Origin of the sequence: Rhodococcus sp. AB351, from assembly GCF_049538275.1 — a bacterium.
GTDB lineage: Bacteria > Actinomycetota > Actinomycetes > Mycobacteriales > Mycobacteriaceae > Rhodococcus.
In genome coordinates, this window is record NZ_JBMVFW010000005.1 from 204,208 (window position 1) to 229,615 (window position 25,408).

At 69.5% G+C, this 25,408-nt stretch carries 26 protein-coding genes, 1 tRNA gene and 1 pseudogene; 13 read left to right on the forward strand and 15 right to left on the reverse strand.

Going from position 1 to position 25,408, the window contains the following annotated elements; genetic code table 11:
- Positions 1-8: 8 nt before the first annotated feature.
- A complete protein-coding gene (locus ACPCXD_RS13335) occupies positions 9-503 on the reverse strand; it encodes a DUF2243 domain-containing protein (protein WP_145693420.1) in 495 nt (164 codons plus the stop codon).
- 81 nt (positions 504-584) lie between these two features.
- Between ACPCXD_RS13335 and ACPCXD_RS13340 the strand changes: the two genes are divergently transcribed.
- From ACPCXD_RS13340 to ACPCXD_RS13350, 3 genes are all read left to right on the forward strand, one after another.
- Positions 585-1,118, forward strand: coding sequence for a hypothetical protein (locus ACPCXD_RS13340; protein WP_145693421.1), 534 nt, complete (start codon positions 585-587; stop codon positions 1,116-1,118).
- A gap of 105 nt (positions 1,119-1,223) precedes the next feature.
- On the forward strand, positions 1,224-1,871 hold the full coding sequence (locus ACPCXD_RS13345) for an alpha/beta hydrolase family protein (RefSeq protein ID WP_145693422.1): 648 nt from the start codon (positions 1,224-1,226) through the stop codon (positions 1,869-1,871).
- Positions 1,868-3,526 carry a sensor histidine kinase gene (locus ACPCXD_RS13350; protein WP_016692197.1) on the forward strand — a complete coding sequence of 553 codons (1,659 nt, stop codon included), beginning with the start codon at positions 1,868-1,870 and terminating at the stop codon, positions 3,524-3,526. The genes ACPCXD_RS13345 and ACPCXD_RS13350 overlap by 4 nt, the downstream gene beginning before the upstream one ends.
- Before the next feature lie 25 nt (positions 3,527-3,551).
- Here ACPCXD_RS13350 and ACPCXD_RS13355 read toward each other — a convergent pair whose 3' ends face one another.
- Positions 3,552-4,199, reverse strand: a complete 648-nt coding sequence (locus ACPCXD_RS13355; protein ID WP_033096942.1) for a response regulator transcription factor — start codon at positions 4,197-4,199, stop codon at positions 3,552-3,554.
- 151 nt (positions 4,200-4,350) lie between these two features.
- Between ACPCXD_RS13355 and ACPCXD_RS13360 the strand changes: the two genes are divergently transcribed.
- Together ACPCXD_RS13360 and ACPCXD_RS13365 are read left to right on the forward strand one after the other, a co-directional pair.
- Complete coding sequence (locus tag ACPCXD_RS13360; protein WP_051032983.1) at positions 4,351-5,307, forward strand: nitroreductase family protein; 957 nt, start codon at positions 4,351-4,353, stop codon at positions 5,305-5,307.
- A 17-nt stretch (positions 5,308-5,324) separates the two neighbouring features.
- A complete protein-coding gene (locus ACPCXD_RS13365; protein ID WP_016692199.1) occupies positions 5,325-5,594 on the forward strand; it encodes a hypothetical protein in 270 nt (89 codons plus the stop codon).
- A 42-nt stretch (positions 5,595-5,636) separates the two neighbouring features.
- Here the strand turns inward: ACPCXD_RS13365 and ACPCXD_RS13370 are convergent, their stop codons facing one another.
- The 3 genes from ACPCXD_RS13370 to ACPCXD_RS13380 all read right to left on the reverse strand — a co-directional run bounded on the left by ACPCXD_RS13370 (position 5,637) and on the right by ACPCXD_RS13380 (position 8,594).
- Entirely contained in the window at positions 5,637-6,548 is a 912-nt protein-coding gene (locus ACPCXD_RS13370; RefSeq protein ID WP_016692200.1) for a universal stress protein, read from the reverse strand.
- A 25-nt stretch (positions 6,549-6,573) separates the two neighbouring features.
- On the reverse strand, positions 6,574-7,614 hold the full coding sequence (locus ACPCXD_RS13375; protein WP_088897747.1) for an LLM class F420-dependent oxidoreductase: 1,041 nt from the start codon (positions 7,612-7,614) through the stop codon (positions 6,574-6,576).
- 71 nt (positions 7,615-7,685) lie between these two features.
- A complete protein-coding gene (locus ACPCXD_RS13380; RefSeq protein ID WP_423659897.1) occupies positions 7,686-8,594 on the reverse strand; it encodes a universal stress protein in 909 nt (302 codons plus the stop codon).
- Between the two features lie 146 nt (positions 8,595-8,740).
- Here ACPCXD_RS13380 and ACPCXD_RS13385 point away from each other — a divergent pair, with 146 nt between their 5' ends.
- The 3 genes from ACPCXD_RS13385 to ACPCXD_RS13395 all read left to right on the forward strand — a co-directional run bounded on the left by ACPCXD_RS13385 (position 8,741) and on the right by ACPCXD_RS13395 (position 12,828).
- Positions 8,741-9,184, forward strand: a complete 444-nt coding sequence (locus ACPCXD_RS13385) for an RrF2 family transcriptional regulator (RefSeq protein ID WP_026061139.1) — start codon at positions 8,741-8,743, stop codon at positions 9,182-9,184.
- A gap of 54 nt (positions 9,185-9,238) precedes the next feature.
- Complete coding sequence (locus ACPCXD_RS13390; RefSeq protein ID WP_423659900.1) at positions 9,239-10,462, forward strand: globin domain-containing protein; 1,224 nt, start codon at positions 9,239-9,241, stop codon at positions 10,460-10,462.
- Positions 10,463-10,536: 74 nt separating this feature from the next.
- Positions 10,537-12,828 (forward strand): M28 family peptidase, encoded by a 2,292-nt coding sequence (locus ACPCXD_RS13395; RefSeq protein WP_423659902.1) that lies wholly within the window; start codon positions 10,537-10,539, stop codon positions 12,826-12,828.
- Between the two features lie 5 nt (positions 12,829-12,833).
- Here ACPCXD_RS13395 and ACPCXD_RS13400 read toward each other — a convergent pair whose 3' ends face one another.
- Positions 12,834-14,342 carry a glutamate-cysteine ligase family protein gene (locus ACPCXD_RS13400; protein WP_172414911.1) on the reverse strand — a complete coding sequence of 503 codons (1,509 nt, stop codon included), beginning with the start codon at positions 14,340-14,342 and terminating at the stop codon, positions 12,834-12,836.
- Positions 14,343-14,494: 152 nt separating this feature from the next.
- Positions 14,495-15,316: a M23 family metallopeptidase gene (locus ACPCXD_RS13405; protein WP_160873835.1), complete on the reverse strand. Its 822-nt coding sequence runs from the start codon at positions 15,314-15,316 to the stop codon at positions 14,495-14,497.
- A gap of 235 nt (positions 15,317-15,551) precedes the next feature.
- On the opposite strand from ACPCXD_RS13405, the gene ACPCXD_RS13410 reads away from it, so the two are divergent.
- Both ACPCXD_RS13410 and ACPCXD_RS13415 read left to right on the forward strand, forming a co-directional pair.
- A tRNA-Arg gene (locus ACPCXD_RS13410) sits at positions 15,552-15,624 on the forward strand.
- A gap of 171 nt (positions 15,625-15,795) precedes the next feature.
- Positions 15,796-16,611, forward strand: coding sequence for a DUF5602 domain-containing protein (locus tag ACPCXD_RS13415; protein WP_229567351.1), 816 nt, complete (start codon positions 15,796-15,798; stop codon positions 16,609-16,611).
- A 21-nt stretch (positions 16,612-16,632) separates the two neighbouring features.
- Here ACPCXD_RS13415 and ACPCXD_RS13420 read toward each other — a convergent pair whose 3' ends face one another.
- Entirely contained in the window at positions 16,633-17,004 is a 372-nt protein-coding gene (locus ACPCXD_RS13420; protein ID WP_229567350.1) for a VOC family protein, read from the reverse strand.
- A 99-nt stretch (positions 17,005-17,103) separates the two neighbouring features.
- On the opposite strand from ACPCXD_RS13420, the gene ACPCXD_RS13425 reads away from it, so the two are divergent.
- From ACPCXD_RS13425 to ACPCXD_RS13435, 3 genes and pseudogenes are all read left to right on the forward strand, one after another.
- Positions 17,104-18,087, forward strand: coding sequence for a helix-turn-helix transcriptional regulator (locus tag ACPCXD_RS13425; RefSeq protein WP_160873833.1), 984 nt, complete (start codon positions 17,104-17,106; stop codon positions 18,085-18,087).
- 55 nt (positions 18,088-18,142) lie between these two features.
- Positions 18,143-18,917: pseudogene (locus ACPCXD_RS13430) on the forward strand (amidohydrolase family protein).
- A 94-nt stretch (positions 18,918-19,011) separates the two neighbouring features.
- On the forward strand, positions 19,012-19,464 hold the full coding sequence (locus tag ACPCXD_RS13435) for a hypothetical protein (protein ID WP_159416534.1): 453 nt from the start codon (positions 19,012-19,014) through the stop codon (positions 19,462-19,464).
- Between the two features lie 42 nt (positions 19,465-19,506).
- Here ACPCXD_RS13435 and ACPCXD_RS13440 read toward each other — a convergent pair whose 3' ends face one another.
- From ACPCXD_RS13440 to ACPCXD_RS13470, 7 genes are all read right to left on the reverse strand, one after another.
- Positions 19,507-19,836, reverse strand: coding sequence for a YnfA family protein (locus ACPCXD_RS13440; protein WP_006551592.1), 330 nt, complete (start codon positions 19,834-19,836; stop codon positions 19,507-19,509).
- An 11-nt stretch (positions 19,837-19,847) separates the two neighbouring features.
- Entirely contained in the window at positions 19,848-20,861 is a 1,014-nt protein-coding gene (locus tag ACPCXD_RS13445) for a DUF8320 family protein (protein ID WP_145693428.1), read from the reverse strand.
- Positions 20,858-22,024, reverse strand: coding sequence for an ATP-binding protein (locus tag ACPCXD_RS13450; protein ID WP_229567336.1), 1,167 nt, complete (start codon positions 22,022-22,024; stop codon positions 20,858-20,860). Before ACPCXD_RS13450 ends, ACPCXD_RS13445 begins: the two co-directional genes overlap by 4 nt.
- Positions 22,025-22,068: 44 nt before the next feature.
- Positions 22,069-22,341 (reverse strand): LuxR C-terminal-related transcriptional regulator, encoded by a 273-nt coding sequence (locus ACPCXD_RS13455; RefSeq protein WP_016692216.1) that lies wholly within the window; start codon positions 22,339-22,341, stop codon positions 22,069-22,071.
- Between the two features lie 148 nt (positions 22,342-22,489).
- The gene (locus ACPCXD_RS13460) at positions 22,490-23,512 is read right to left on the reverse strand and encodes a DUF8320 family protein (protein WP_229567334.1); all 1,023 of its coding nucleotides are present in this window, start codon (positions 23,510-23,512) and stop codon (positions 22,490-22,492) included.
- The gene (locus ACPCXD_RS13465; protein ID WP_423659909.1) at positions 23,509-24,732 is read right to left on the reverse strand and encodes a sensor histidine kinase; all 1,224 of its coding nucleotides are present in this window, start codon (positions 24,730-24,732) and stop codon (positions 23,509-23,511) included. The genes ACPCXD_RS13460 and ACPCXD_RS13465 overlap by 4 nt, the downstream gene beginning before the upstream one ends.
- Complete coding sequence (locus ACPCXD_RS13470; RefSeq protein WP_085469313.1) at positions 24,716-25,393, reverse strand: response regulator transcription factor; 678 nt, start codon at positions 25,391-25,393, stop codon at positions 24,716-24,718. The genes ACPCXD_RS13465 and ACPCXD_RS13470 overlap by 17 nt, the downstream gene beginning before the upstream one ends.
- Positions 25,394-25,408: the final 15 nt, after the last annotated feature.

Below are 25,408 nucleotides of genomic sequence, written 5' to 3' on the forward strand. Positions count from 1 at the left end.
GACGGCTCCTATCCGTCCGAGAGCCCGGTGGGGCGCGCGCTCCGTCGCGCCGACCACCACAGGAGCGCACCGGCGACGAGGAACACGAGAGCCCCTGCGATCCAGGCCAGGTCGTAGGGCCACACGTCGACGTCGTAGCGGATCTGGTGGACGCGGAACACCTTGTGGTTCACCAGCCCGTCGAACAACTGGAACGCGCCCGCTCCCATGAGCAGCGCCGCCCAGAAGTGCCGTACCGCCAGGGCGTGCCTGCGGCGCACATCCGCGAGCAACGCGAATCCCGCTACGAGAACGAGCAACTCGGCGGTGTGCAGCAGACCGTCGGACGCGAGACCGACCGCGGGTGTGGAGCGATCGTAGAAGTGGTGCCAGCCGAGGATCTGGTGGAAGACGATCTCGTCGATCGCCGCCATGAGCGCCACACCGAGCAGGGCACCGCTGATCGCGGAGTGCCGCACCGAGATTCCGCCGTGTGTGTCTCCGGGTCGTGTCGCTCCCGTCATCGCTCCTTCACCGTGCCGTCCGTAGGACTCCGCCCTGGGAATACGGGTTGTTCCGATCCCGCGGCGGGTACCCGAGCGGTCATGCTGAGAAACGCACTGTGGGAAGGCCTGGTCGCCGGTGCGGCCGGCGTCGCCGCCATGACCGTCGGGGAGAAGATCGAGCAGGCCGTCACCGGGCGACCGAACTCCCACGTGCCGGGCCGCGTACTCGCACGGCTGACGGGCGCGTCCGAATCGGCCGGGCAGCACTCGACCGCCCTGAACTGGGCGATGCACTTCGGGCAGGGCATCGCACTCGGCGTCCTGCGTTCGGTCATGGCCGAGGTCGGCCTGCGGGGGCCGCTCGCATCGTCGAAGTTCACCGTCGTCCGTCTCACCAACGATCAGATCCTCGAGAACGCGACCGGCGTGGGAGCACCGCCGCAGACGTGGCCCCGTTCGGAACTGGCGATCGACGTCCTCCACAAGAGCGTCTACGGCTTCGTCACCGGTGCCGTTGCCGACGCACTGGCCGCCCGCCGCGGTCCCGGCCCGGGCGGGCGGCATGCCGAGCTCGTGCCCGGTCGCCATTCCGACATCGGCCCGATCCCCCGCAGCGCGGCGGCCGGCCGGTAGAGGTACGGAGCAGCACGCGCGACCTGCGGCACGGAGCACAGGCGACCTGCTGCGGAGCACGGAGGCCCGAGGAGACGTCGCCGACGCGGCGGTTACCGTATCGGTGTGAGTGTCGAACCGCTGGACACCGGCACCGTGGCCGGTCACCTGCATCTTCCCGAGGGCAGCCCGCGGGGTGCCGTCGCGTTGACGCACGGCGCCGGCGGCAACTGCGACGCCCGGATCCTGCAGTCGATGTGCTGCCGGTTCTCCGACGCCGGCTTCCTCGCCCTGCGCTACGACCTGCCGTTCCGCCGTCGCAAGCCGAAGGGTCCTCCGCAGCCGTCCCGCGCCCCGGAGGACCGCGAGGGGGTGGCCGCCGCCGCCGCGGAGCTGCGCGAACGCGTGTCCGGGCCCCTGCTGCTCGGCGGCGTCTCCTACGGCGGCCGCCAGACGTCGATGCTGGCGGCCGACGAACCCGGCATCGCCGACGCCCTCGTCCTGCTGTCCTATCCTCTCCATCCCCCGGGCAAGCCGGAGAAGCTGCGCACCGAGCACCTGCCGAAGATCTCGATGCCCACGGTGTTCGTCCACGGCGACCGCGACCCCTTCGGTACCTTCGACGAACTGCGGGAGGCACTCGATCTCCTGCCCGCGGCCACGACCCTCGTCGAGGTCACCGGGGCCGCACACGACCTGAGCCGCGCGAAGACGGATCCCTCGGAATCCGCCGTATCCGCCGCGCTGCACCTGCTGGAAGAGAAGAAGTCATGATCGAACCCACCGACGTCGCCATCGACACGCTGCTCGCCGAGCTCCGCGACCGGCTCGACGACTCCGTCGACGCCCCGACGACCCTGCGCGGACTGCTCGAAGCGGTGCTCGTCGTGGGATCGGGTCTCGAACTCGACTCCATGCTCCAGCGCATCGTCACCGCCGCGACCGCCCTCCTCGACGCCCGCTACGGCGCGCTCGGTGTGCGCGCCGCCGACGGTGGCCTGTCGGAGTTCGTGTACGTCGGGATCAATCCGACGCAGCGCGAGGTGATGGGCCACCTGCCCGAGGGTCGGGGCATCCTTGGTCTGCTCATCAACGATCCCCGGCCGGTCCGCCTCGGCGACCTGTCGAAGCATCCCGCCTCCATCGGCTTCCCGCCCAACCATCCGCCCATGAAGAGCTTCCTCGGCACACCGATCATGGTGCGCGGCAAGGTCTTCGGCAGCATCTATCTCACCGAGAAGCTGGGCGCACCCGAGTTCACCGAAGAGGACGAGGTGATCCTCAAGGTGCTCGCGATGTCCGCCGGCGTGGCCGTCGAGAACGCGCGCCTGTTCGAGGGCTCCCTTGCCCGCGAGAGATGGCTCACCGCAATGGCATCCATCAACTCCCGGTTGCTGATGGGTGGGTCGGTGGACGAGACGCTGTCGATGCTCACCGGCCAGGTCCGCGAACTCGCCCGGTGTGCGGGCGCCTATGTGGTGCTCGTCGACGGGCATCACGGCCGCCTGCAGGCCGCGTCCCCCGCGATCCCGTGCGGGAAGGACAAGCGTTTCGATCTCACCGGATCGCCTGTGCTCAAAGCACTCAAGAGCCGGCAGCCGATGCACCTCGACACTCTCGAGGGACTGCCGCCGACGGAACAGGGCGACGAGGGCCACGCGGTGGTGCTGCCGCTGTCGGCGACGTCGACGGTCACGGGCGTGCTCGTCGCGACCCGCGAGGCCGGTACCGAACCGTGGGACGACGAGGACGTGGCCCGCTTCGAATCCATGGCGAACCTCGCGGCCGTGGCCCTCGAATTCGCCGAACAGCAACGCAAGAAGCGGTTGCTCGACGTGCTGGCCGATCGCGATCGCATCGCACAGGACCTGCACGACAACGTCATCCAGCGCCTGTTCGCCACGGGTATGAGTCTGCAGAGCGCGACCGCGGACGGAGCGGACAACGAACGCATCGTGGAGGTGATCCGCCACGCGATCGAGCAACTCGACCGGACGGTGCGCGAGATCCGCACGACCATCTTCGATCTGCACACCACCGGCGCGGCGGCGTCGAACAGCCTGCGCCGGAGACTGCTGGACGTCGTGGGCGATCTGAGCATCCACTCCGCGGTGGCACCCAACGTGCAGTTCGTCGGCCCCATCGACACACTGGTGCCGATGCGCATCCACCCGCACGCCGAAGCCGTGCTCCGCGAGGGGCTGAGCAACGCGCTGCGTCATTCGCAGTCCGACAACATCTCGGTGTCGGTCTCGGTTCAGGACGACTTCCGGATCGAGATCCTCGACGACGGCACGGGTCTGCCCGACACGCCTCGCCGCAGCGGCCTGGCGAACCTCGAGCGGCGCGCCGTGCAGTGCGGCGGGACGTGCGAGATCGGCCCCGCCGATCCGCGCGGCACCCGGGTGCTGTGGGCGGTCCCGCTCTGACGGGACCGGTCCCGCACCCGTCGGACTAGGACGTCGGCTTGCCGCGCTCGTTGCGCAGTTCGGTGGCGAGCACCGCGGCCTGAGTGCGGCGCTGCATGCCGAGCTTCGCCAGCAGGCGCGAGACGTAGTTCTTCACGGTCTTCTCCGCGAGGAACAGCCGTTCGGCGATCTCCCGGTTGGTCAGGCCCTCACCGATGAGCTCGAAGACGGCGCGTTCCTGCTCCGACAGCTCGGCCAGCGGATCGGCCGTACGCGACGCCCGGATCCGTTCCATGAGGGCGGCGGTGGCACGGCTGTCGAGCAGCGAGCCGCCCTCACCGACGGTGCGGATCGCCGAGACGAGATCGGTGCCGAGGATCTGCTTGAGCACGAAACCCGAGGCACCGGCCATGATCGCGTCGAAGAGCGCCTCGTCGTCGGCGTAGGAGGTGAGCATCAGGGCGCGCAGGCCCGGCATGCGGGTACGCAGCTCGCGGCACAGTTCGACACCGTTGCCGTCGGGGAGCCGCACGTCGAGCACCGCGACGTCGGCGCCGCTCTCGGGCACGCGGGCCAGGGCCTCGCCCACCGAGGCGGCCTCACCGACGACGGTGAAGTCGGGCACGCTGCTCAGCAGATCCACCAGGCCGCGCCGCACGATCTCGTGATCGTCGACGAGGAACACGCGGGTCATCTCGGGCACCTTTCGTTGACATGCTGTCCCGTCATTGTCCCAGGTGTACCGCGATACCCACGTCCTCGGGGCCGTTCGACACCCATCTGGGGACCTTCTCCCCCTGCCCCGCGGGCGCCGCTCGGGAGACGCTGGAGGGGCAGAGGTGGACATGTGGGACGAACGAGCCGACGAGGAGGATGTCGTGACTGTCGATGCCGGAACCTGGTCGCTCGGTGACACCGAGATCATTGCGCGTGCGGTGGTGGAGGCACCCTCGGTGCACGACACGCAACCGTGGAATCTGCGCCTGCCCGATCACAGCGCCGAACTGGAGGAACGCCTCGAGTTCGCCGAGCCGGGCCCGGACCCGCTGCGAGTCGACCGGTTGATCTCGTGCGGTACGGCCCTTGCGAATCTCGAGCTCGCGATCCGGGTCCTCGGCAACCGATCGCGCACCTCCGTGCTGCCCGATCCGCAACGTCCGGAACTCATCGCCCGGATCGAGACGCTCGGCTCGGGCACCCCGAGCAGCCGCGACCTGCGGTTGTACGCCGCCATCTCGCACCGTCGCAGCCACCGCGAATCGTTCACCGATATCCCGGTGCCGACGGAGACGCTCGCCGACGTCGTCGCCGCGGCCGGGGAGGTACCCGACATCGACGTGCGCCTGCTCGCCGCCGACGAGTCCGCCGCCCTCGCCCAGGTGCTCGCCTACGCGGCGGAGGCCCGCCGGCGTCACCCGCACTATCAGCGGGAGATGTTCTCGTGGACGTCCCACTGGCAGCCGCGCGGCAACGCCGAGGTGGTCACCACGTGGAGCGCGACCCTCGACGAACACGGCGCGGCCGGCGAGGCCATGGTCACCACCGGGATCCCCGACATCGATGCGCTGGCGGCGGCGATCGCGCGCGAATCGGTGCTGCTGTTCTCCGCCCCGTCGACGTCACCGGCGGATCTGGTCCGGGTGGGTGCGGCGGTGGAACGGTGCTGGCTCGCGGCCATCGACGCGCGACTGTCGGCGTCGGTCGTGACGCATCCCCTGCGCGTCGAAGACGCCGGTTCGCGCCTGGCCGAGATGCTCGACCTGCCGGTCGTGCCGCTGGTGATCCTGCGCGTGGGTTTCTGACGAGAAGAGAGATCGAGGTGACGATGAGCGCACCGACCGAGGATCCGATCGACGATCCGACCCGCGAGTTGTTCCACACGGCGCTGGACATGGCGCAGGCCGCCAAGGCCGGGAACGTCTCCGGGTGGCTGACCGCCCGCTACGAGTGCGGACGCGTCGAGGACGTCGCGTTCGTCCTCTCGCAGATGCTCGGGGTGCTCATCGAGAACGGGGCGATCAGCCGGGGTGTGCATCCGGCCGACGCGTGGAGGGAACTGCGCGAGCGGGGCGTCGACGACTTCGGGTGACGCCCCGCATCGCTCGTCCGCCGGATCGATCCCCGTCCGGGATCAGTCCTCGGTCTCCTTCGACCGGACGACGAGGACCGGGCAGTCCGCGGTCTGGATCAGCGCGTTGCTCGTGGAGCCGAGCAGCAGTCCCTTGAATCCACCACGTCCGCGGGTTCCGACCACGAGAAGCTGTGCGGCCTCGGCATATTCGCTGAGCACTCGCACCGGCCGGTCGCGGGCGACGACCCGTTCGACGGTGACGTCCGGGTACCGCTCCTGGTATCCGGCGAGACGTTCGGCGAGCACGATCTCCTCACCGGTCTGGATCCGGCTCCAGTGCGGGTCCTCGGGGACGGCGCCGAGCGAGGGCTGGACGCTCACGTCGCTCCACACGTTCACCGCGACGAGCGTCGCCCCGCGTGCGGAGGCCTCCTCGAACGCGACCTCCACCGCGTCGCGGCACGAGACCGATCCGTCGACACCGACCACGACGGGCCCCTCCGCCGGCGGCGCACCGTCGAGGGTGCGGCCCCGCACCACGACGACGGGCGCCGTCGCGTGCGAGACGACCGCCGTGGAGACCGAACCGGCGAGCAGACCCTTCACCTCGCCGAGACCGCGCGAGCCGACGACCAGCCGGTCGGCGTGCTCGGCCTCCGCGATGAGCGTGGGCACGACCTTGCCTTCGAGCTGCGCGGTGGTGACCTCGACGTTCCCGTGACGGTTCTCGTCGATGATCTGCCGGGCGAGCACGGCCGCGTTGTCGAGCCGGTCGCGGGCCGTCGCCTTCATCTCCTCGTGGAAGCTCTGCGCGAGGTAGGGCTCGGAGTAGTAGAAGGCGGGGATGTGCACGACGGTGACGATGCGCAACGGCAGGCCGCGGATCGCAGCCGTCCGTGCCGCCCAGCTCACCGCGGTCGTGGACGCGTCGGATCCGTCGACGGCCACGACGATCGGCTTGTTCTCGGTCATCGCACGCGGAACCTTTCTCGGTGGGTCAGCCGCAGATCTGTCGCAGCTGTTCGATCAGTCGCACACGACCTGCGGTGTCGGCCGCGAAGGGGGTGACGTTGAGGGTGGTGACCCCGGCCTCCGCGAAGGCCGCGATACGTTCGCGCACGAAGCCCTCCGAGCCGATCAGGGAGATCGAGCGCAGCAGTTCGACAGGCACCGCCGCGGCCGCCTCCTCCTTCTTGCCGGCCAGGTAGAGCTCCTGGATGGTCTCGGCTTCCTTCGCGTAGCCGTAGCGGATCGCGAGGTCGTTGTAGAAGTTCTTGCCCTTGGCACCCATGCCGCCGACGTAGAGCGCGACCATGGGGCGGACCCAGTCGAGCATATGGTCGACGTCGTCGCCGATCGCGAGCGGGGTCTGGGCGTAGATCTGCAGGTCGCCGAGAGCCGGATCGCGCTTGGCCTTGCCCTTGGCGATCGACTCGCCCCACACCTCGGCGGCCTTCTCCGGGTAGTAGAACAGCGGTTGCCAGCCCTCGGCGATCTCGGCGGTCATCTCGACGTTCTTCGGGCCGAGCGACGCGATGATGATCGGGATGCGCTCGCGCACAGGCTTGTTGATGATCTTCAGCGGCTTGCCGAGACCGGTGCCGCGCTCGGCGGGCAGCGGGATCTGGTAGTGCTTGCCCTGGTGCTCGACCTTCTCGCGGCGCCACACCTGGCGGCAGATGTCGACGATCTCGCGCGTGCGGCCCAGCGGCGCGTTGTAGGGAACGCCGTGGAACCCCTCGATGACCTGCGGACCGGATGCGCCGATGCCGAGCACGAAGCGTCCGTCGGAGACGAAGTCCAGGCCGGCCGCCGTCATGGCCGTGAGCGTCGGTGTCCGGGTGAACAACTGGAGGATGCCGGAGGCGAGCTCGACGCGGGAGGTCTTCGCCGCCAGATAACCGAGCTGGCTCACCGCATCGAACGAGTAGGCCTCGGGCACGAACACGATGTCGAGACCGGCCTTCTCCAGGTCGGCCACCTCCGCCGCGGTCTCCGCGAAACCTCCGCTGTAGTTCAGTCCCATTCCGATGCGCATGCGCCACCTTCGTTCCTGCTGCACACCCCGTTCGGGGCGCGTTCGTCCACGTGCCCCGAACACTACCGCCGTCAGGTAGTGACCGGTCGCACCACCATCACCGGGCACTGCGCCTCGCGCATGAGCGCGTTTCCGGTGGAGCCGAGCACCATCCCCTTGAAGCCACCCCTGCCCCGGGTACCGACCACGACTAGCTGGGCTTTCCCGCTCCAGGACCGCAGGTGGGCGCGGGGGCCGTCGACGTAGACCTTCCGGTGGACCGTCACGTCCGGATAGCGCTCGCCGTAGCCCGCGAAGCACTCCGACAGCAGGGAGTGCTCGTACTCCTCGAACGCGCGGGGATCGAAGTCGAGGGGCGACTCGTCGATCTCCCCGACCTTCAGGTCGCTCCAGACGTGGACGGCGACGAGGTCGACCCCGCGCCAGGACGCCTCCTCGAACGCCAGGTCGACCGCGTGGCGGCTCGCGGGGCTGCCGTCCACACCGACGACGACGGGACGCTCGTCGGGGACGGGCCCTTCCGGTCCCCGCACCACGACGACCGGGCATTCGGCATGACCGGCGACGGAGACCGGGGTGGAACCGAGGAAGGCCTCCCCCAGCTTGGTGCTCCCGGTGGCACCGAGGACGATCATCCGCGACGTGCGGGACAGCTCGACGAGCCACTTGGCGCTTCCGGTGAGCGCGAGCTCTGCGGTGATCTCGAGATCCGGCGCCACCGACTCGGCGGTCTCCGCGGCCTCCTTCAGGAGCGCCTGCGCCTCGGCCTCACTCCACTCGAAGACCTGCGAGGGACGGAAGAAGGGAAGTTTCGTCCAGCCCGACGGCGCGAAGTCCACCGCGTGGACGAGATGCAGCGGAATCTTCCGGCCGGCCGCGGTGGCCGCGGCCCACCTCACCGCCCGCTCGGAGGCCGGGGAGCCGTCCGCACCGACGGTCACGTGGTTGTGGTCGCGGGGTGCCTCACCGAGTGGTTTCACGCCCCCGAGACTAGTCGGATCCGCTACGTCCGGATACGGACTTTGGTCATCGTGTCGAGATTCCTTTGATTGCAATGCATTCCGGCAACAGCGATCTACGTCACATCAAATTGTCATTTGGGATGCGAATTTACTACCGTGAGGTCATGCAACTCACCCGGTTCACCGATCTAGGACTGAGAGTTGTGATGCATCTCGTCGCCGGCCCGGCGGAGAGTATGCCCAGCACCAGAACGATTGCAGACCAGCTCGATCTGTCGTACGCACATACGACGAAGGTCGTCGCCCGGCTCGGCGAGCTCGGAGTGGTCACCACCCGCCGCGGACGCGGTGGAGGCCTGACCATCACCGAACTCGGCCGCACGGCGAGCCTCGGTTGGCTCGCCCGAGCCCTCGAGGGTGAAGAAGAGGTCGTCGAGTGCGAAGGAGCGAAGCCGTGCCCCATGCGTGGCGGTTGCAGCCTCCGCTCCAGGCTCCGCGCCGCACAGGACGCCTTCTACGCCGCTCTCGACGACGTCACGATCGCCGACCTGGCGACCCCTGACGCCGGCCCGGTCCTGCTCACTCTCGAACCACCCACCGGCCGCTGACCCACGGCGAGGCCGCCGGTGCAGCCCGTCACGACACACACGAGGAGACACACCATGCCGCTCTCACCCGAATCCAAGGACGTCATCGCCGCGACCCTCCCGGCGGTGGGAGCCGCCATCGGCGACATCACCCCGCTGTTCTACAGCAAGATGTTCGCCGCCCACCCCGAGCTCGAACGCGATCTGTTCAACCGCGGCAACCAGAAGCAGGGTGAGCAGCAGAAGGCACTCGCCGGATCGATCGCGGCGTTCGCGACGCTCCAGCTCGATCCCGATCCCGCCCGTGTCGAGGCGATCCTGTCCCGCATCGCCCACAAGCACGCCTCGCTCGGTATCAAGCCCGACGAGTACTGGATCGTCCACAAGCACCTCTTCGAGGCGATCGTCGAAATCCTCGGAGATGCAGTGACTCCCGAGGTCGCGAAGGCATGGGACGAGCTGTACTGGCTGATGGCCAACACTCTCATCTCGATGGAGGCCGATCTGTACCGGGCCGCGGGTGTCGAGGCCGGCGACGTCTGGCGCACCGTCCGCGTCGCCGACCGCGTCCACCAGTCCGCCGACACCGTCTCGTTCGTCCTCACCTCGCTCGACGGCTCCCCGCTGCCCACCTTCCGTCCGGGCCAGTACCTCTCGGTCGGCGTCCACCTCCCCGACGGCGCCCGCCAGATCCGTCAGTACAGCCTGTCGAGCGCACCCGCGAAGGGCGACTGGCGCATCACCGTCAAGCGGGTCCTCGCGACCACCGCACCCGACGGCACCGCGCTTCCCGCCGGTGAAGTGTCGAACTTCCTGTACAACAATGTCTTCGAGGGCGACGAGCTGGAGGTCACCACCCCCTTCGGTGATCTCGTGCTCACCGAGGACGACACTCCGCTCCTGCTGGCGTCGGCCGGTATCGGATGCACCCCGATGATCGGCATGCTCGATCACCTCGCCGGCGTCGGCGACGAACGTCCCGTCGCGGTCCTGCACGCCGACCGGTCGGTCGCGAGCCACGCCCACCGCCGCGAGCTCGAGACCCTCGCCGAGAAGATCCCGTCGGCCCAGCTGTACCGCTGGTACGAGGATCTCGGCAACCGTCAGCCGCTCGAGACGGTCCGCGTCGGACGCGCCGACATCTCCGATCTGCCGCTCGACCCGAAGACCCAGGCCTACCTGTGCGGCCCGCTGCCGTTCATGCTCTCGCTGCGCGAGGCCCTGATCGAGCGCAACGTCCCGGCCGAGAACATCCACTACGAAGTGTTCGGACCCGACAGCTGGGCGCCTGCCTCCTGATCCGACCCGATCCGATCGCGGTGCCCCGGCCGAGTCTGCCGGGGCACCGCTGCATTCGCGGCTAGGCTGCACCCATGGACTCCGCCGCGGCTGTTCGCCACCCGGCCCCGTCCCGGCGTAGCAGTGTTCTGGCACTGATCGGAGTCCTCCTCGTGGCGGGCCTCGTCGCCTTGTTCCCCGGATCCGACGAGCCGCTCGGTGCAGACGCTCCCGCCGATGTCTTCAGCGCCGCCCGCGCCGGCGAACACATCGACGCGATCGCCGGCGGCCCACGACCGCTCGGGTCGCCTGCCCACGCCGATGCCCGTGACCATCTCGTCGCCGTCCTCGAGGAACTCGGGTGGTCGACCCGCGTCGACTCCGGTGTCGGATGGATGGCGCGGTCCGGTGAGACGACCCAACGCGGCGCCCGCGTGCAGAACATCGTGGCGACCCGGGACGGTACCGATCCCACGGGCACCGTCGTGCTCGCCGCCCACTACGACACGGTCCGGGGCTCCCCCGGCGCGGGCGACGACGGGATCGGCGTCGGCACGGTCCTCGAGGTCGCTCGTGCGATCGACTCCGGCCCTCCCCCACGGAACGACGTCGTCGTCCTGCTCACCGACGGTGAGGAGAACGGTCTGCTCGGCGCCCACCGGTTCGTGGGCACGGAATCCGTCCGGGCCGGTCCCGTCGTCGTGCTCAACCACGAGGCCCGCGGGAACGCCGGTACGCCGACGACCTTCCGGATCACCTCACCGAACGGCGTCCTGATCGACAGCCTGGCGGGGGCACCGGGCGCGAACGCGGATTCCCTCACCGAACTGATCTTCGAGGCGCTGCCGAACGACACCGATTTCCGTCGCTTCGCCGAGCACGGCCACCACGCCCTCGACACGGCGATCTCCGCGGGATCGGCGTACTACCACAGCCCTCTCGACACCCCCGACCGTCTCAGCAGGACGTCGCTGCAGCACATGGGCGACACCTCCCTCGCGACCGCCCGCACGCTCGCCGGATCGGATCTCGCGACCGTCGACGACGGCGGCGACCAGGTCGTGACGACCGCGCCCTGGGGACTGCTCCACATGCCGCGCTGGGCCGAGGTGGTCGGCGCGATCGTGCTGGCCGCCATCGTGGGGGCGATCGTCGTGCTGCGGGTGCGCCGCGGTGAGGCCTCGGCCTGGCAGGTCGGCGCGGCCGTGGCCGTGGCCCTGCTCGCCGCCGTGCTCGCGGCGGGCGCGGCGTGGCTGCCCTGGTGGATCGTGCAGACCGTCGATCCGGGCACGGCCGCGCCGGTCGCCGACGAGCCCTACCGGCCGGGTGTCTTCCAGTTCGCGGCGGTCGTCGCGGCTCTCGGAGTACTGCTGATCGCGCGATCGTGGTGGGGCCGTGCCCGTCCGGCCGCCGCGCTCACGTGCGGAGCGTTCACGCTCGTCGCGGTGCTCGCTCTCGCCGGTATCCCCTTCGCCGGTGTGCCGCTGACGCTGCTCGTACTCGTCCTGCCGACAGCGCTGGGTCTGCTGGTGGCGCTGCTGCTCCCGCAGCGCGACACGGTGTGGCCGCTCGTCGCGATCGCGCTCGGTGCGCTCGGCTCGGTGATCTTCGGCCTGCCCGCCGTGCTGGTGTCGTTCGACGCCGGACTCCTCTACGGGGCACCGGTGGCCGGTCTGTTCGTCGCCTTCACGTTCGCCGCGGTGCTCCCGCTGTGCGAGCCGTTCGCGTCGACCACCCGCGGGCTCGTCGTCTCCGCGACCGGCACGATCGCGATCGTCGTGGTGGGCACGCTGCTCGCCGGCTATCTCAACCGGGACGGTGCGACCGATCCCCGGCAGGAATACCTCTGGTACTCGCTCGACGCCGACCGGAGTGCCGCGGTGTGGGGATCGCCCGACGGCCCGCGATCCGACTGGAGCGAAGGCCTGCTCACCACCGGGCCCGAACCGCTCCCCACCGCCTTCCCGTGGCGGGAGCACCGGCCGATGTACCACGGGCCTGCCCCGGTCGCCGAGCTCGAGGCGCCCGAGGTCGAGATCCTCGAGGACACGACCGGCGGAAGCGCCCGGAAGATACGACTGCGGTTGAGTTCACCGAGGGACGCCCAGGCCGTCGGACTGTGGATCGACAACACCACCGCCCACGTCCACGGCGCAACGGTGGACGGCTTCCGCGCCGAACCGTCCGACGACTTCGGTTTCCTGTTCTGGGCTCCCGGCCCCGACGGGATCGAGGTCGAGCTGACGCTGAGCATGCTCGAGAGCCGTCTCGGCATCCGCGTCGCCGATCTCGGTGACGATCTCGGCGAGGTACCCGGTTTCGAGCCGCCCGCCGATCGCGTCGTCGTCCAGCCGACGGTGGCCGTGACGCGGACCCTGCAACTGTAGGGTCGTCACTCCCACTCGTGGACGGGAGTGCCCGAGGCCATGTTCTGCACGTAGTCCTTCATCATCCCGAGCAGGGCGGTGCGCCGGTTCTCGCCGGCAGCCTCACGCCGGGCCACCTGCCGTCGCTGCCACGCCGCTCCGGTCTGCCGGGTCAGCGCACGTCCCTCGACGATGCCGAGATAGCGGTCGCGGACCGCTGCCGACAGCCCGTAGGCCTCGAGGCCCTGGTGCGCGAGCGGCAACAGGCACCGCAGTACGAGTTCGTCGGCGCCGACCCATCCGGTGCGCGGCCAGTACAGCTTCGCGTCGAGACCGAACTTCGCACCGAGCACGAGGTTCCGCTCGGCGGCGTCGAAGCTGAGGTCGCGCCAGAGCGGCTCGTCGGAGTCGGTCAGGGCGCGCAGCGTCCCGTAGTAGAAGGCCGCATTGGCCATGGTGTCGAGGACGGTCGGTCCCGCAGGGAGCACACGGTTCTCGACGCGCAGGTGCGGATGGCCGTCGCTGATGTCGTAGACAGGCCGGTTCCACCGGTAGATGGTGCCGTTGTGCATCTGCAGTTCGCGCAGTTCGGGAACCCGGCCGGCGTCGAGTTCGGACATCGGATCGACGTCCGAGACCTCCGGCAGGAGAGCCGTGAAGTAGCGGGAGTTCTCCTCGAACAGGTCGAGGACGGAGTCGATCCACCGCTCACCGAACCACACGCGGGGACGAACGCCCTGGTTCCGCAATTCGAGCGGGCGTGTGTCGGTGGCCTGCGCGAACAACGGGATCCGGCTCTCGTGCCACAGCGCCTTGCCGGCGAGGAAGGGCGAGTTCGCCGCGAGCGCGACCTGCGCTCCGGCCAGGCACTGGGCAGCGTTCCAGTGCGTCGCGAAATCTTCGGGGGCGATCCGCAGGTGCAGCTGCAGGGACGTGCAGGCCGCCTCGGGGACCACCGAATTCATGTCGGCGCGAAGGGTTTCCACGGCATCACTGCCGGGCAACGGCACACCGTCGAGATCGAGTTCGATGTCCTCGCCGCGCGCCGCGAAGATCTGCTCGTTGAGCGCTTCGTACCGAGGATTGGCGGTGATCCGGCCCCGTTCGAGATCGTCGAGTTCGAGCGTGGGCAGCATGCCGATCATGACCAGCTGCGCGTCGTGCAGGTGCATCCGCTCGTCGGCGCGCCGCAGCGACGACCGCAGCGACTCTTCGAGTTCGAAGGGTTCGTCGCCGGTGAGACGTCGTGGCTCGACGTTCATCTCGACGTTGAACTGGCCGAGTTCGGTCTGGAAGACCGCGTGATCGTCGATCGCCTGAAGTACCTCGAGGTTCGACATCGCGGGCGACATGTCGTCGCGGACGAGGTTGAACTCGATCTCCATGCCGAGATGCGGTTCGGGTGACGAGTGCACGTCGACGAAGACGTCCTCTCGAAGCATCCGCTCGAGCGCCTTCATGCAGTCGCGAACCTTGCTCCGGAACATCCGCCGGTCTTCCCCGGTGAACGAACGAGCGGATATCTCAGCTCCCAATGGAACCCCCGGGTCGGCGCGCGGTCTGTCGAGCCAAGCCTAGCGCGCGCTCACGCTGCGGGTGGGATCGACGGCGTGCCGTCGGGTGGGATCGAACACTGCGGTGGGATCGACGGCGTGCCGTCGGGTGGGATCCGATACCGCGGGTGGGATCAGACGGCGCGGTAGCCGCCCCAGTCGGTGACGACGCCGCGATCGCTCAGCCACGCGTTGGGGTTGATCTTGGTGCCTTCGGTGTCCCAGACCTCGAAGTGCAGGTGCGGTCCGGTGGACCAGCCCTCGTTGCCGACGGTGGCGATCTGCTGGCCGGCGTTGACACGCTGACCGGCCGAGACCTGGTAGGTGCTCACGTGGCCGTAGACGGCGGTGGTGCCGTCGTCGTTCAGGACGCGGACCCACTGACCGAAACCGGAAGCCGGTCCGGCGTCGAGGACCGTGCCGTTGGCCGCGGACTTGATGGGCGTGCCGAGCGGAGCGGCGATGTCGATGCCGCCGTGGTGTGCGCCCCAGCGCGGACCCCAGTCGGAGGTGAGGGTGCCGGAGACGGGCTGCACAGCAGAAGGAGCAGCGGGGTTCAGCTGGTCGAGCCAGCTGGGACCGGAGAACTGGTCGAGGAAGTTCGTGACCTCGGCGGGCAGCTCGGGCGCGCCCTGCTCGGCCGGGGTGGTGATGCCGGGGATGGCCGGGATCTCGACACCCTCGGGCAGCAGGCCCGCGGGAAGCTCGAAGGGCAGGCTGGGCGCGGGGGCCTCGGCCTGGACGTGGTCGTGGCCGGGATGCGCGGCAGCGGTGCCGGCGCCGATCTGCGAGCCGACGGCAAAGAAGGCACCCGTGGCAGCGGCGACGGTGGCGGCCTTGACCGGAGCGGACGTACCGGTGGGCTCTACGCGGTGACGGCCCTTGCCGGAGGACGGCACGCGAATCGTCTCGAGGTCGAATGCTTCGTCTTCGCGTGTGCGCTGATGGCGTCCCACAGTGTGTCCCTTGTTTCGTCCCGACTTCGACCGGGTATCCCCCGGCCGCTCCTGGCGACCCAAGGTAACAAAACGGTATAGGGAAAGGCCAGTGTTACCTTTCCTTGATCTCAATCGGCGGGAACCTGCAGGTCGTACGCCCGGCCTCGAGAGCCTCGAGAGCGGGCGCTTGGTTACGGCACGCGTCCGGCGGCTACACTCACAACGCGCCAAGGTCGGCTCCGCCCGGCCGGACGCCTCCGTAGCTCAGGGGATAGAGCACCGCTCTCCTAAAGCGGGTGTCGCAGGTTCGAATCCTGCCGGGGGCACAGATCGGGTTCCGCCGCATCCGCGAGCACTGGCGGACCCACTTCCTCGAACATCACGGGCATCTTCCCGCCCACGCATCACGGTTCGATCTAGTCGGCCATCCACCGTCCGCGCGACAGTTAGCATCCACAACGATGCCGCTCGACGACGACGGAAATCGAGGACCTCACATGGACATTCGGCCTCGTGCCCGACATCTCGCCGTGATCGTCTCGGCGGCGGTCCTCGGATTGTTCGTCCCTCCCGCCCCCGCGGTCGCCGGGGGCGTCTCGGGCCTCGTCGAAGGACCCGCTCATCCCGTCGGGGCGGGCAACGCCCGCACGTACGTCACCGTCGACGAGGAGGGCACGCCGGCCACCATCGGGGTGCGACTCGATGCGGCCGCCCTCGACGACCTACCCAGTGCCCTGATGCCGGTCACCGAGGCCTACGTGCTCGAGTTGCCCGAGGAGGCGGCCGCCACCGCGTTCGACCACGTCACGGTCGACTGGAACTCGCACGGCCACGATCCCCAGCACGGCTTCGACGTCCCGCACTTCGACGTCCACTTCTATCTCCTGGATCGGCCCACGGTGGAGTCGATCCATCCCTTCGCCCCCGGCTACATCCCGGCCGCGGTCCGCGTGCCCGACCCGCGTTACATACCGGAGGGGTACGCACCGTCCGGGGATCCGCTGACGTCGACCGTCGCGGGCATGGGACTGCACTGGGTGGACACCACCGAGGCGGAGCACGATCCGGCGGCGGGACACCACCTCACCGAGACCGTGCTCTACGGCACGTGGGACGGACGGCAGGCGTTCATCGAACCCATGCTGAGCCGCGAGTGGCTCGCGACGCGGCCCGCGCACCACGAGGAACTCCGCCTGCCCGAGGCGTACCAGCGCGGAGGCCTCTACCCCACCACCTACTCGGTGTGGTGGGACGAGGCATCGCAGACGTACACGGTCGAACTCGGCGGGCTCACGATGCGCGAGGCGTCGTAGACCGGTCGGCCGAACGGGGACTCAGTCCAGCGGGGAGACACGGATGAGGTTCCCGTCCGGGTCCGACACCACGAACGTCCGCCCGAACACCTCGTCGTGTGGCGCCTCCACGACCGTCGCCCCCTTTCCTACCCACTCGTCGTGGATCGCATCGACTGCGGCGGCCGATCCCGGCACCATCAGGCCCACCTCCGAGAACCGCGGCGCGTTCGTATCCACCGTCTCCGCGTGACCCGACCACAGTGCGAACAGCACTCCCGGCGTCACTTCGAAGGACACGTAGCGCGGGGTCGTCAGCTGCGGGGTCATGCCGAACAGCTCGCTGTAGAAGCGGGTCGCGCGGTCGACGTCGGTCACGTAGATCAGGAACAGATTGGGCGACGACACGGTCATCGACATCTCCTTCCGGTAGGCGGTGAAGGCTTCGAGGACTACCGTGACACCGAAACCCGACAGTTCCTGTCGTGTTTTCGGAAGGAGATCGGACAGTCGATGAACCGGCCGCAGCGGTTGCTGAGCATGCTGGTCGTCCTGCAGGCCCGCAGACGGGTCACGGCCGCCGAACTCGCGGAGGAATTCGGCGTCTCCGAGCGCACCGTGCTGCGCGATGTGGAAACGCTTGCTGCCGCGGATCTTCCGGTGGTCGCCGAACGCGGCAGGTACGGCGGCATCGTGATGCTCCCCGGCCGGCAGACCGACCTGAACCGGCTCAACGCGTCCGAGGTGGACGTCCTGCGCGCCCTGGGGGTCGACATGGGCCGGGCCCGGCAACTCGGTGTCGACGCCGCCGCGAGGGACGCCGTCCACAAGCTCACCGCACGTGCCCGGCGCACGCCCTCCACCGCACGCGAGAACGACCTGCTGCCGCTGACCGAGGTGGTCACCGTCGACAACCGGGGATGGTTCGCCACCGAGGACCGGGCCGACGTCGCGGCACTCACCCACGACCTGCGGCGCGGCCGGCAACTCGCCATCACCTACCGCTCGAGCGGGCACCGCGACGAACGCGAGATCGTCGTCGATCCCTACGGTGTGCTCTCCCGCGCGGGCCGTTGGTATCTCGTGGCCGACGACCAGGGGCGACCACGACTGTTCGCGCTGACCCGCCTGAATGCGTGGACAGTGCTCGACCGGCCTCGACACCTGTCCCCCGGCCGGACCCTGCCCGCCCTGGCACGCGAACTGGGCGACGCGCTCGAACGACGCGAGGACGTCGTCGTCACCGCCGATCTCGCGACGAACCGCCTCGACCTCGCCCGGCGCATCCTCGGTGCCCGCCTGCGCGGGAGCAGCGCGGGGCCGCGACCGGACGTCTCGCGGATCACGGTGGCCTACGACTCGATCGACGGTGTGCGGCAACTGCTGCAGTTCGGCGAGCACATCGAGATCGTCGGGCCACCCGAGGCACGGGACCTCGTGGCGGGACTGGCCGAGTCGCTCCTCCGCCGCCATACCGCGCATCGCCGCGGCGAGTGAACTCCCGTCGAGCCGAACCCTGTCCCGACCGGACCGGGCTTCCTATCGTGGGGAGATGTTCGACGCCCACCTGCACATCATCGATCCGCGTTTCCCTCTCGTCGAGAACGACGGCTATCTGCCCGAACCGTTCACCGTCGACGACTATCTCGCGCGGGTCGCACATTTGGGGTGTCACCGGCGGCGCGGTGGTGTCGGGCTCGTTCCAGGCCTTCGACCACAGTTATCTCCTCGACGCGCTCGACCGGCTCGGGCCCACTTTCGTCGGCGTCGTACAACTTCCGGCCACCGCCTCGGACGACGAAATCGTGCGACTCGACGCGGCGGGAGTGCGCGCCGTGCGGTTCAACGTCAGACGTGGCGGATCGGCGACGCTGTCCGACCTCGACCGCCTCGCCCGGCGGGTCCACGATCTCGTCGGCTGGCACGCCGAGTTGTACATCGATTCGCGCGATCTGGCCGAACTGCACACGACGATCTCCGGACTACCCGCTGTCTCCGTCGACCACCTGGGCCTGTCGCAGGAGGGTCTGCCGTCTCTGTTGCGGCTGGTGGAGGGCGGTATCCACGTGAAGGCCACGGGGTTCGGACGCGTCGACCTGCCCGTGGCCGACACGCTGCGCGCCGTTTCCGACGTGAATCCCGGTGCACTCGTGTTCGGCACCGACCTGCCGTCGACACGGGCACCGCGACCGTTCCGGGACAGCGACATCACCCTCGTCGAGGAGGTCCTCGGCGACGAGCTCGCCGACGCGGTGCTGCGCCGCAATGCTTCCGAGCTGTATCGGATCGAGACCGAAACCGCTCCTGGGACTTCGGTGTCTCGATAGACTCACGCTCGTCATCGGTGCGCGGGACGCGCCGCGGTGTTCTTCGCTGCGGTCGGCTCCCGGACGTGACCTTCCCTTTCCGAGGAGCAGCACCATGCCTGCACTGCGAATTCCACGTCGAGTTCTCGCCCTGGCGGCACCCGTCGCCGCCGCAATCGCATTCACCGGTGTGGCCACCGCTGCACCCCCTCAGCCCCTGGGCACGGCGATCACCATCGGCTGCATCAACCAGGGCAGCCTGGCGTCGTTCACCTCGGTCACGGCGCAACCCGGACCGGACGAGGGCATCCCCGGCGGCCACGTCCTGTTCTCCACGCGGGAGGCCCTGTGGCCGGTCCCGGCAGCCGGACAGGTCAGCGTCGCATGGCTCAACCGCAACAACGGCCGCACCGGCATCGTCGATCTGGGCGGTGCGTACCCGAACCTGTCGACACTGGTCGACACCGGTCCGGGTGAGGTCGTGGCGACGGTGTTCGGTTCGGTGAATCTCGGCAGTGGACCGCTGTGCAACTCGACCCCCGCAGTCGGCGGTGTCGTGGTTCCGTGATGTCCGGACGAGACATCCGGCACCTCTGTGCCGGATGCCCCGTCACCGAGGCGAATACATGATGATGGCGACGCCGGCGAGGCACACGAGCGCGCCCGCGACATCCCACCGGTCCGGCCGGAAGCCGTCCATCACCATGCCCCACACCAGGGAACCCGCCACGAACACACCGCCGTACGCGGCGAGGATGCGACCGAAGTTCGCGTCGGGCTGGAGTGTGGCGACGAAACCGTAAGCGCCGAGAGCGATCACGCCCAGCCCCATCCAGATCCAGCCGCGGTGTTCGCGCACGCCCTGCCACACCAGCCACGCACCACCGATCTCGAACAGGGCGGCAACGGCGAACAGCAGCAACGACTTCAGCACGGTCACGGGAGGTGACTCTAGCCCTGCGACGCGTTGCCCAGCTCGATGCGGCGCACGGAGTCGCCCCGCACGAGGATCGTCACGAGCGCCCGGCGTCCCGGAGGCAGGACCCGCACCGTGACGGAACCGTGTGAGACCGAGTCGAGTTCGTCGGCGACCGCGCGGCGGAGGCGGGCCTGTTCGTGCGGGGGCACCCCGTCCAGGCCGTGATCGTCGAGCATCACCACGTCCACACCTCGCCGGCGCGCGGCGTCGGCCGCCTCGACGACCTGCGGGTCCTGCAGGGCGGGCGCTCGAAGCCCGTCCCGCAGACGCGCTTCGAGCAGCACGCCGGCGCGTCGCTCGCCCGGGTCGAGCAGCTCCCCGGTCGCGATGCGTTCGAGGAGCGGCCGGGCCAGGGAGTCGAGCCGGTCGAGCTGCGCGTCGCGCTCCTCGATCGCTGCCGCCGAGGCCGCCTGTTCCGCGCTGCGCTGCAACGACATCGCCCGCAGCAGGTAGATGGATCCGGCGAGGGGGCGCAGGGTGAAGGCGAAGAAGGTGGACATGAGGACCGGGGCCGCGTTGACGACCGACAGCGACAGGCCGGGTCCGATCCCCTGTCCCGTGACGTAGGTCCAGAAGGTCGCGGTCGCGATCATGCAGGCCAACCCGATCCACGCTGCGAGCGTGCGTCCGCGCACGCACATGAAGGTGAAGACGACGGTGGACATCCCGAGCGGCCAGGTCGCGACGCCTCCCGGGGACGGCACCGGCAGCACCGAGAAGACGAGCGCCGACGAGACCGTCCCGGTGGCGGCGAGCAGGATCGTCGCCGGCATCGGCAGCGGGTCGCCCGGAACGGTGATGAGGGTGAACGCCGCGAACGTGCACACGAGCACAGCGAGGGCGGGAGGCCAGCTCGCGGACGTGTGCTCGGCGCCGAATGCCGCCAGCACGAGGCAGACCAGGGCGTAGAGGCTCACGAGTACACGTGCGGCCGTGGTGCGCATCCCCAGCAGGTCGCGCACGTCGCGGGTCGGTTCGGCGGTCACGGCGCGCGACGCTCTGCCGGATCGCGCCAGAACAGCGTCACCGTCGTGCCTCCGGGACCGGAGGTGATCTGCGAGTCGCCTCCGGCCAGGCTGCGCATGCGTCCGTGGATGCTCGCGCGGATGCCCATCCGGTAGGGATCGACCTGGGCCGGGTCGAATCCGTGGCCGTCGTCGCGGACGACCACGCGGACCGATCCGGAACCGAGGTCGACGTGCACGGCACGCTGCGTGCCCGGGCCGGCGTGGCGAACGCTGTTCCGCACGGCCTCGGCCAGCGCGGCTGCGACCGCCCTGATCACGTCGGCCGGGTAGTGCGGCCCGGCATCGACGCTCGTGGCAGTCGTGAATTCGACGTCCTCGTCCACTTCGGAGGCCGCCGAGCGGAACTGGGCCGCCACCCGGTCGGCGTCGAAGCTGCTCTCGGTGTCGTCGCCGCGCCGCAGCGAGTCGAACATCTCCAGCGCACGACGGGCCTGGGCGGCGACGGGACCGTCGGATGCGCCGCGACCCGAGGCGAGCAGGGTGGACATCACCTGGTCGTGGACGAGCGCATCGAACCGCTCGCGTTCGACCGTCCTGGCCGCGGCCGCGGCCGCCGCGACGACGGATCGCTCGGTGGCCGCGACGGTGGAATCGAGGACGTCGCCCGTGCGGAAGGCGACGATCGCCGCGGCAGCGAAGACCCCGCAGAACATGAGTGCGAACGCGAGTTCCGGGACGAATCGGTATCCCGTCGTGGTGTTCACCAGCAGGTAGTTGGTGGCCTGCACGACGAAGACCACCACCATGAGGTAGGCGAGCGCCGTCCGGGGCCGCCACGCTGCCGCCGCGGACAGTCCTGCCACTCCGGGGAAGAGCGCCTGCCAGGCCGTGCTCGTGGAGGCCTCACCCGTCCAGGCCGGGAACCACAGGACCGCCGCGATCAGGAAGGCCAGGGCGTTGGCGGCTGCGAGTCGTCCGACCCACCGGACATCGCTCAGGAAGGTCGCCACCCCGAGCGCGATTCCGGTGCCGAAGATCGCGAGCAGTGACGTCGACAACCACCACCATGCCGTGAGGTGGGCCTGCGACACCGCTGTGGGGACGACGAACAGCAGGTAGAACACGTAGCCCGCGCTGATGAACCGGCCGAAGACCCGGTGGATCCGGTCGGCCGCGCTCACGGGATCCGTCGTGTGTCCACCCTGTGCGGTGGCAGGCCGACGGGTCACAGCTCGTCGATGGAGACCACACCGTCCTGCAGAGCGCGGGCGAGCAGTGCCGTCTTCGTGGTCGCCGTACGCCCCACGCGGGCGTACTTCTCGCGGATGCGGACGATGTGGGTGCTGACCGTGGCTGCGGTGACGAACAGGCTCGCAGCCGCCTCGGACTTGGACTCGCAGAGCAGCCAGGCCCGCAGGATCTCGATCTCGCGAGCCGAGAGTGCGGGCTTCTGAGGCGCAGGCTTCTGTGCCGGGGAGTGTTCGAGCATCGTCGTCATAGCGCGTCCCTACCGAGATGAATACATGGGATCGAACCGAGTCCCCCGACGAACTCCGTTTCGAGTGGGTACAACGTAACGGTTGAAACCGACAACTACCCAGACAGATTTTTCTCTGCCCAAGAAAATATGGGCATCGGTGTGTCGACTAATTACCGGTTCGGCAGCCGTCGTGCCCGATCTCGATCCGGCGCACGCCCTCGCCCTTCACGAGCATCGTCACCATCGCCGCGCGGGCCGGCGGCAGCACCCGCACGGTCACCGATCCCTCGCTCACCGAATCGAGCACGTCCACCACCTCCCGGTAGACGGCGCGCCGGACCTCGGGGGACGCCGAGTCCATGGCGTGGTCGTCGAGCATGACGATCTCGACGCCGCGCCGGCGGGCCGCAGCGGCGGCCCGGTCGACCTCGGGCACCTGGAGCACGGGCGCACGCAGACCGTCGCGCAGTCGTGCCTCGACCAGTCCGCACTCGATCCGTTCGTTCTCGTCGAGAGGTTCGCCCGAGACGATCCGCTTGAGCAACGGGCGCGCCGACGCGTCGAGGCTGCTCAGCCGGGCATCACGTTCCTCCAGGGCCGCGGCGGCCGCGGACTCCGCCGCGATCCGCTGCATCGACCGGGCGCGCAGCAGGTAGATCGACCGCGCGAGCGGGCGGATCGTGTAGGCGCAGACGGTGCCCATGAGGACAGGTCCCGCGCTTGTGATCGTCAGCCCCAGTCCGTAGCCGAACCCGGGGCCCGTGAGATACGACCACAGCGCGGCGACGACGAGCATGAGGAGCATCCCGCACCAGGCGAACGCCGTGCGTCCCCGCACGCACATGAACACGAGGATCGTCGTGGACATCCCGAACGGCCACAGCTCGATGGGGTGCGGTGCCGGATCGGCGGGCACCACCCACAGCACCGACGCCGACGCGATCGCGCCCGAGAACGTCATCGCCAGTGCGGGTCGCACCGGTAGTGGATCCCCCTCCACCGCGACGAGCGCGTAGGCGGCGGCCACACACACGATCACGGCGATCGCGAGGGGCCAGCGGACCTCCGCATGGGGCGCGGTGTTCAGGGCGAGCACCACGCAGGTCACCGCATACAGGACGGCAAAGGCCCGCGCGGGCCGGCTGTGCATCCGCAGCAGATCGGAGACGGTCGAGTTCGCCGTGTTCATGCGGCCGGATCCCGCCAGTACAACAACACCCGGGTCCCGGCCCCGGGAGCGGACTGCACGACCGCCCGTCCACCGGACAGTCGGCGCATGCGCCCGCGGATGCTCACTTCGAGACCGAGCCGGTGCGGGTCGACGGCCTCGGGTTCGAAACCTCTGCCGTCGTCGACGACCTGCACGGAGATCCATCTCGGTGCCACATCCACCTCGACCGTGCGGGAGGCGTCCTTACCGGCGTGCCGCACGCTGTTGCGCACCGCCTCGGCGAGGGCGGCGGCGGTCGCGCGCGCGGGTTCGGGCGGGAACGAGACGTCGCCGGATCCCGGGGCGACACGGCCGGTGAAGACGACGTCCTCGTCGGCCTCGGTCGCCGCCGAGCGGAGTCGCGCCACGACTGCGGCGGCGTCGAGCGCCGAGTCCCGATCGGTGCCGCGCCGCAACTCGTCGAGTTCGGCGACGGCGCGTTCGGCCTGCTCGACGAGCGACTCCCGGGGGGCGTTGCGCGACGCCGCCAGCAGGGTGGACATCACCCGGTCGTGGACCAGGGCGTCGAACCGTGCGCGTTCGGCGTTCCGCGCTTCCGCCGCCGCGGCGGCGGCCGCCGTGGCCTGGGTGGCGGCGATGGTTTCGTCGAGGGTGCGGCCGGTGCCGAGTCCCACCACTGCGGCCGCGAGGAAGACCGTGCAGAAGACGAACGCGAACGCCAGGTCGGGCGCCAGGAAGTATCCGAAGGGGGCGTCGCGGACGAGGTGGTTCGCGCCCTGCGCGAGCAGGACCGCGACGAGCATGTGGACGAACGCCCGCCGGGGTCGCCACGCGACCGCCGCCGCGAGCGAGGCGAGGCCGGGGAAGGCGGTGAACCACAACGAGTGGTCCTGCGGGATCTGTGTCCCGTTCCACGCCACGAACCACAACCCGACCATCACGACGTAGGCGAGCGCATTGACGGTTGCGGTCCGCTGCATCCATACCGAGCCGCGGAACGACGCGACGCCGAGCGCGACTCCGGAGCCGAACATGAGGACGGTCGCGGTGGGGGTCCACCACCACGCGACGAGTGCCGACGCCTCGAGGATCTGTGGCACGAGCAACGCGAAGTAGCAGAGGTATCCGATCGCGACGAATCGCGTGAACATCCGGAGAAGCCGGTCGGCGGCTGCGGTGCTGCGATCGTGCGACTTCTCCCCGGCGTCCCCGGCCGGTTCGTCAGCGACGGCGGACATCCGACCGTTCGGGCATCGGCAGCCATCCGTCCTCGACGGCGCGCTTGTACAGATCCGTCTTCGTGGGCGCGGGACGACCTGCCTCCGCGTACTTCTGGCGGATTCGCTGCAGGTAGTCGTTGACGGTCTGCGGAGCGAGGCCTGTCAGCCGGGCGACCCGGTCGAGCTTCTCCCCCGACGCATACAGTTCGAGCACTTCGAGCTGCCGTGGACTCAGACCGACGTCGTCGAGTTCGGGATCACCGTCGATCGCCGCGGCCCATTCGGTGCTGGCGACCTGCCCTCCCGCGGCGGCCACGCGGATCGCCTCGATCACCACGGCCGCGGGCTCGGATTTCCGCACCACCCCGAGCACACCGGCGCGGGCGGCCGAACGCAGCAGATACGGATTCTCGGCGCCGGTGAAGACCAGGGTCTCGAGGCCCGCCGCGCGCAGCTGCTCGACGTTGCTCTTCGGGGAGGATCCGTCGGACAGGCGCAGGTCGAGAACGGCGAGGTCGAGGTCGGTGACCTGCTCGAGCAGACCCGAGACGGTGGGGGCGGTACCCACGAGCTCGAGATCGGGTTGATCGGCGAGCATCGCTGCGAACCCGAGCGCGACCGACTCGTGATCCTCGACCAAACCGATCCGACGGACGACGCCACGCGAGCCCTCGGCCATTGATGCCTCCCCTAA

What these genes read in the sequence shown, in the direction of transcription:
- ACPCXD_RS13420 (WP_229567350.1), bottom strand. Translation starts at nt 17,004, where the DNA reads ATGACCGTGTCGTCGCCCAATCTGTTCCTGATCTACGTGACCGACGTC.
- ACPCXD_RS13395 (WP_423659902.1), top strand. Translation starts at nt 10,537, where the DNA reads ATGGACTCCGCCGCGGCTGTTCGCCACCCGGCCCCGTCCCGGCGTAGC.
- ACPCXD_RS13385 (WP_026061139.1), top strand. Translation starts at nt 8,741, where the DNA reads ATGCAACTCACCCGGTTCACCGATCTAGGACTGAGAGTTGTGATGCAT.
- ACPCXD_RS13390 (WP_423659900.1), top strand. Translation starts at nt 9,239, where the DNA reads ATGCCGCTCTCACCCGAATCCAAGGACGTCATCGCCGCGACCCTCCCG.
- ACPCXD_RS13465 (WP_423659909.1), bottom strand. Translation starts at nt 24,732, where the DNA reads ATGTCCGCCGTCGCTGACGAACCGGCCGGGGACGCCGGGGAGAAGTCG.
- ACPCXD_RS13460 (WP_229567334.1), bottom strand. Translation starts at nt 23,512, where the DNA reads ATGAACACGGCGAACTCGACCGTCTCCGATCTGCTGCGGATGCACAGC.
- ACPCXD_RS13335 (WP_145693420.1), bottom strand. Translation starts at nt 503, where the DNA reads ATGACGGGAGCGACACGACCCGGAGACACACACGGCGGAATCTCGGTG.
- ACPCXD_RS13455 (WP_016692216.1), bottom strand. Translation starts at nt 22,341, where the DNA reads ATGACGACGATGCTCGAACACTCCCCGGCACAGAAGCCTGCGCCTCAG.
- ACPCXD_RS13370 (WP_016692200.1), bottom strand. Translation starts at nt 6,548, where the DNA reads ATGACCGAGAACAAGCCGATCGTCGTGGCCGTCGACGGATCCGACGCG.
- ACPCXD_RS13355 (WP_033096942.1), bottom strand. Translation starts at nt 4,199, where the DNA reads ATGACCCGCGTGTTCCTCGTCGACGATCACGAGATCGTGCGGCGCGGC.
- ACPCXD_RS13375 (WP_088897747.1), bottom strand. Translation starts at nt 7,614, where the DNA reads ATGCGCATCGGAATGGGACTGAACTACAGCGGAGGTTTCGCGGAGACC.
- ACPCXD_RS13425 (WP_160873833.1), top strand. Translation starts at nt 17,104, where the DNA reads ATGAACCGGCCGCAGCGGTTGCTGAGCATGCTGGTCGTCCTGCAGGCC.
- ACPCXD_RS13350 (WP_016692197.1), top strand. Translation starts at nt 1,868, where the DNA reads ATGATCGAACCCACCGACGTCGCCATCGACACGCTGCTCGCCGAGCTC.
- ACPCXD_RS13470 (WP_085469313.1), bottom strand. Translation starts at nt 25,393, where the DNA reads ATGGCCGAGGGCTCGCGTGGCGTCGTCCGTCGGATCGGTTTGGTCGAG.
- ACPCXD_RS13435 (WP_159416534.1), top strand. Translation starts at nt 19,012, where the DNA reads ATGCCTGCACTGCGAATTCCACGTCGAGTTCTCGCCCTGGCGGCACCC.
- ACPCXD_RS13360 (WP_051032983.1), top strand. Translation starts at nt 4,351, where the DNA reads ATGTGGGACGAACGAGCCGACGAGGAGGATGTCGTGACTGTCGATGCC.
- ACPCXD_RS13340 (WP_145693421.1), top strand. Translation starts at nt 585, where the DNA reads ATGCTGAGAAACGCACTGTGGGAAGGCCTGGTCGCCGGTGCGGCCGGC.
- ACPCXD_RS13415 (WP_229567351.1), top strand. Translation starts at nt 15,796, where the DNA reads ATGGACATTCGGCCTCGTGCCCGACATCTCGCCGTGATCGTCTCGGCG.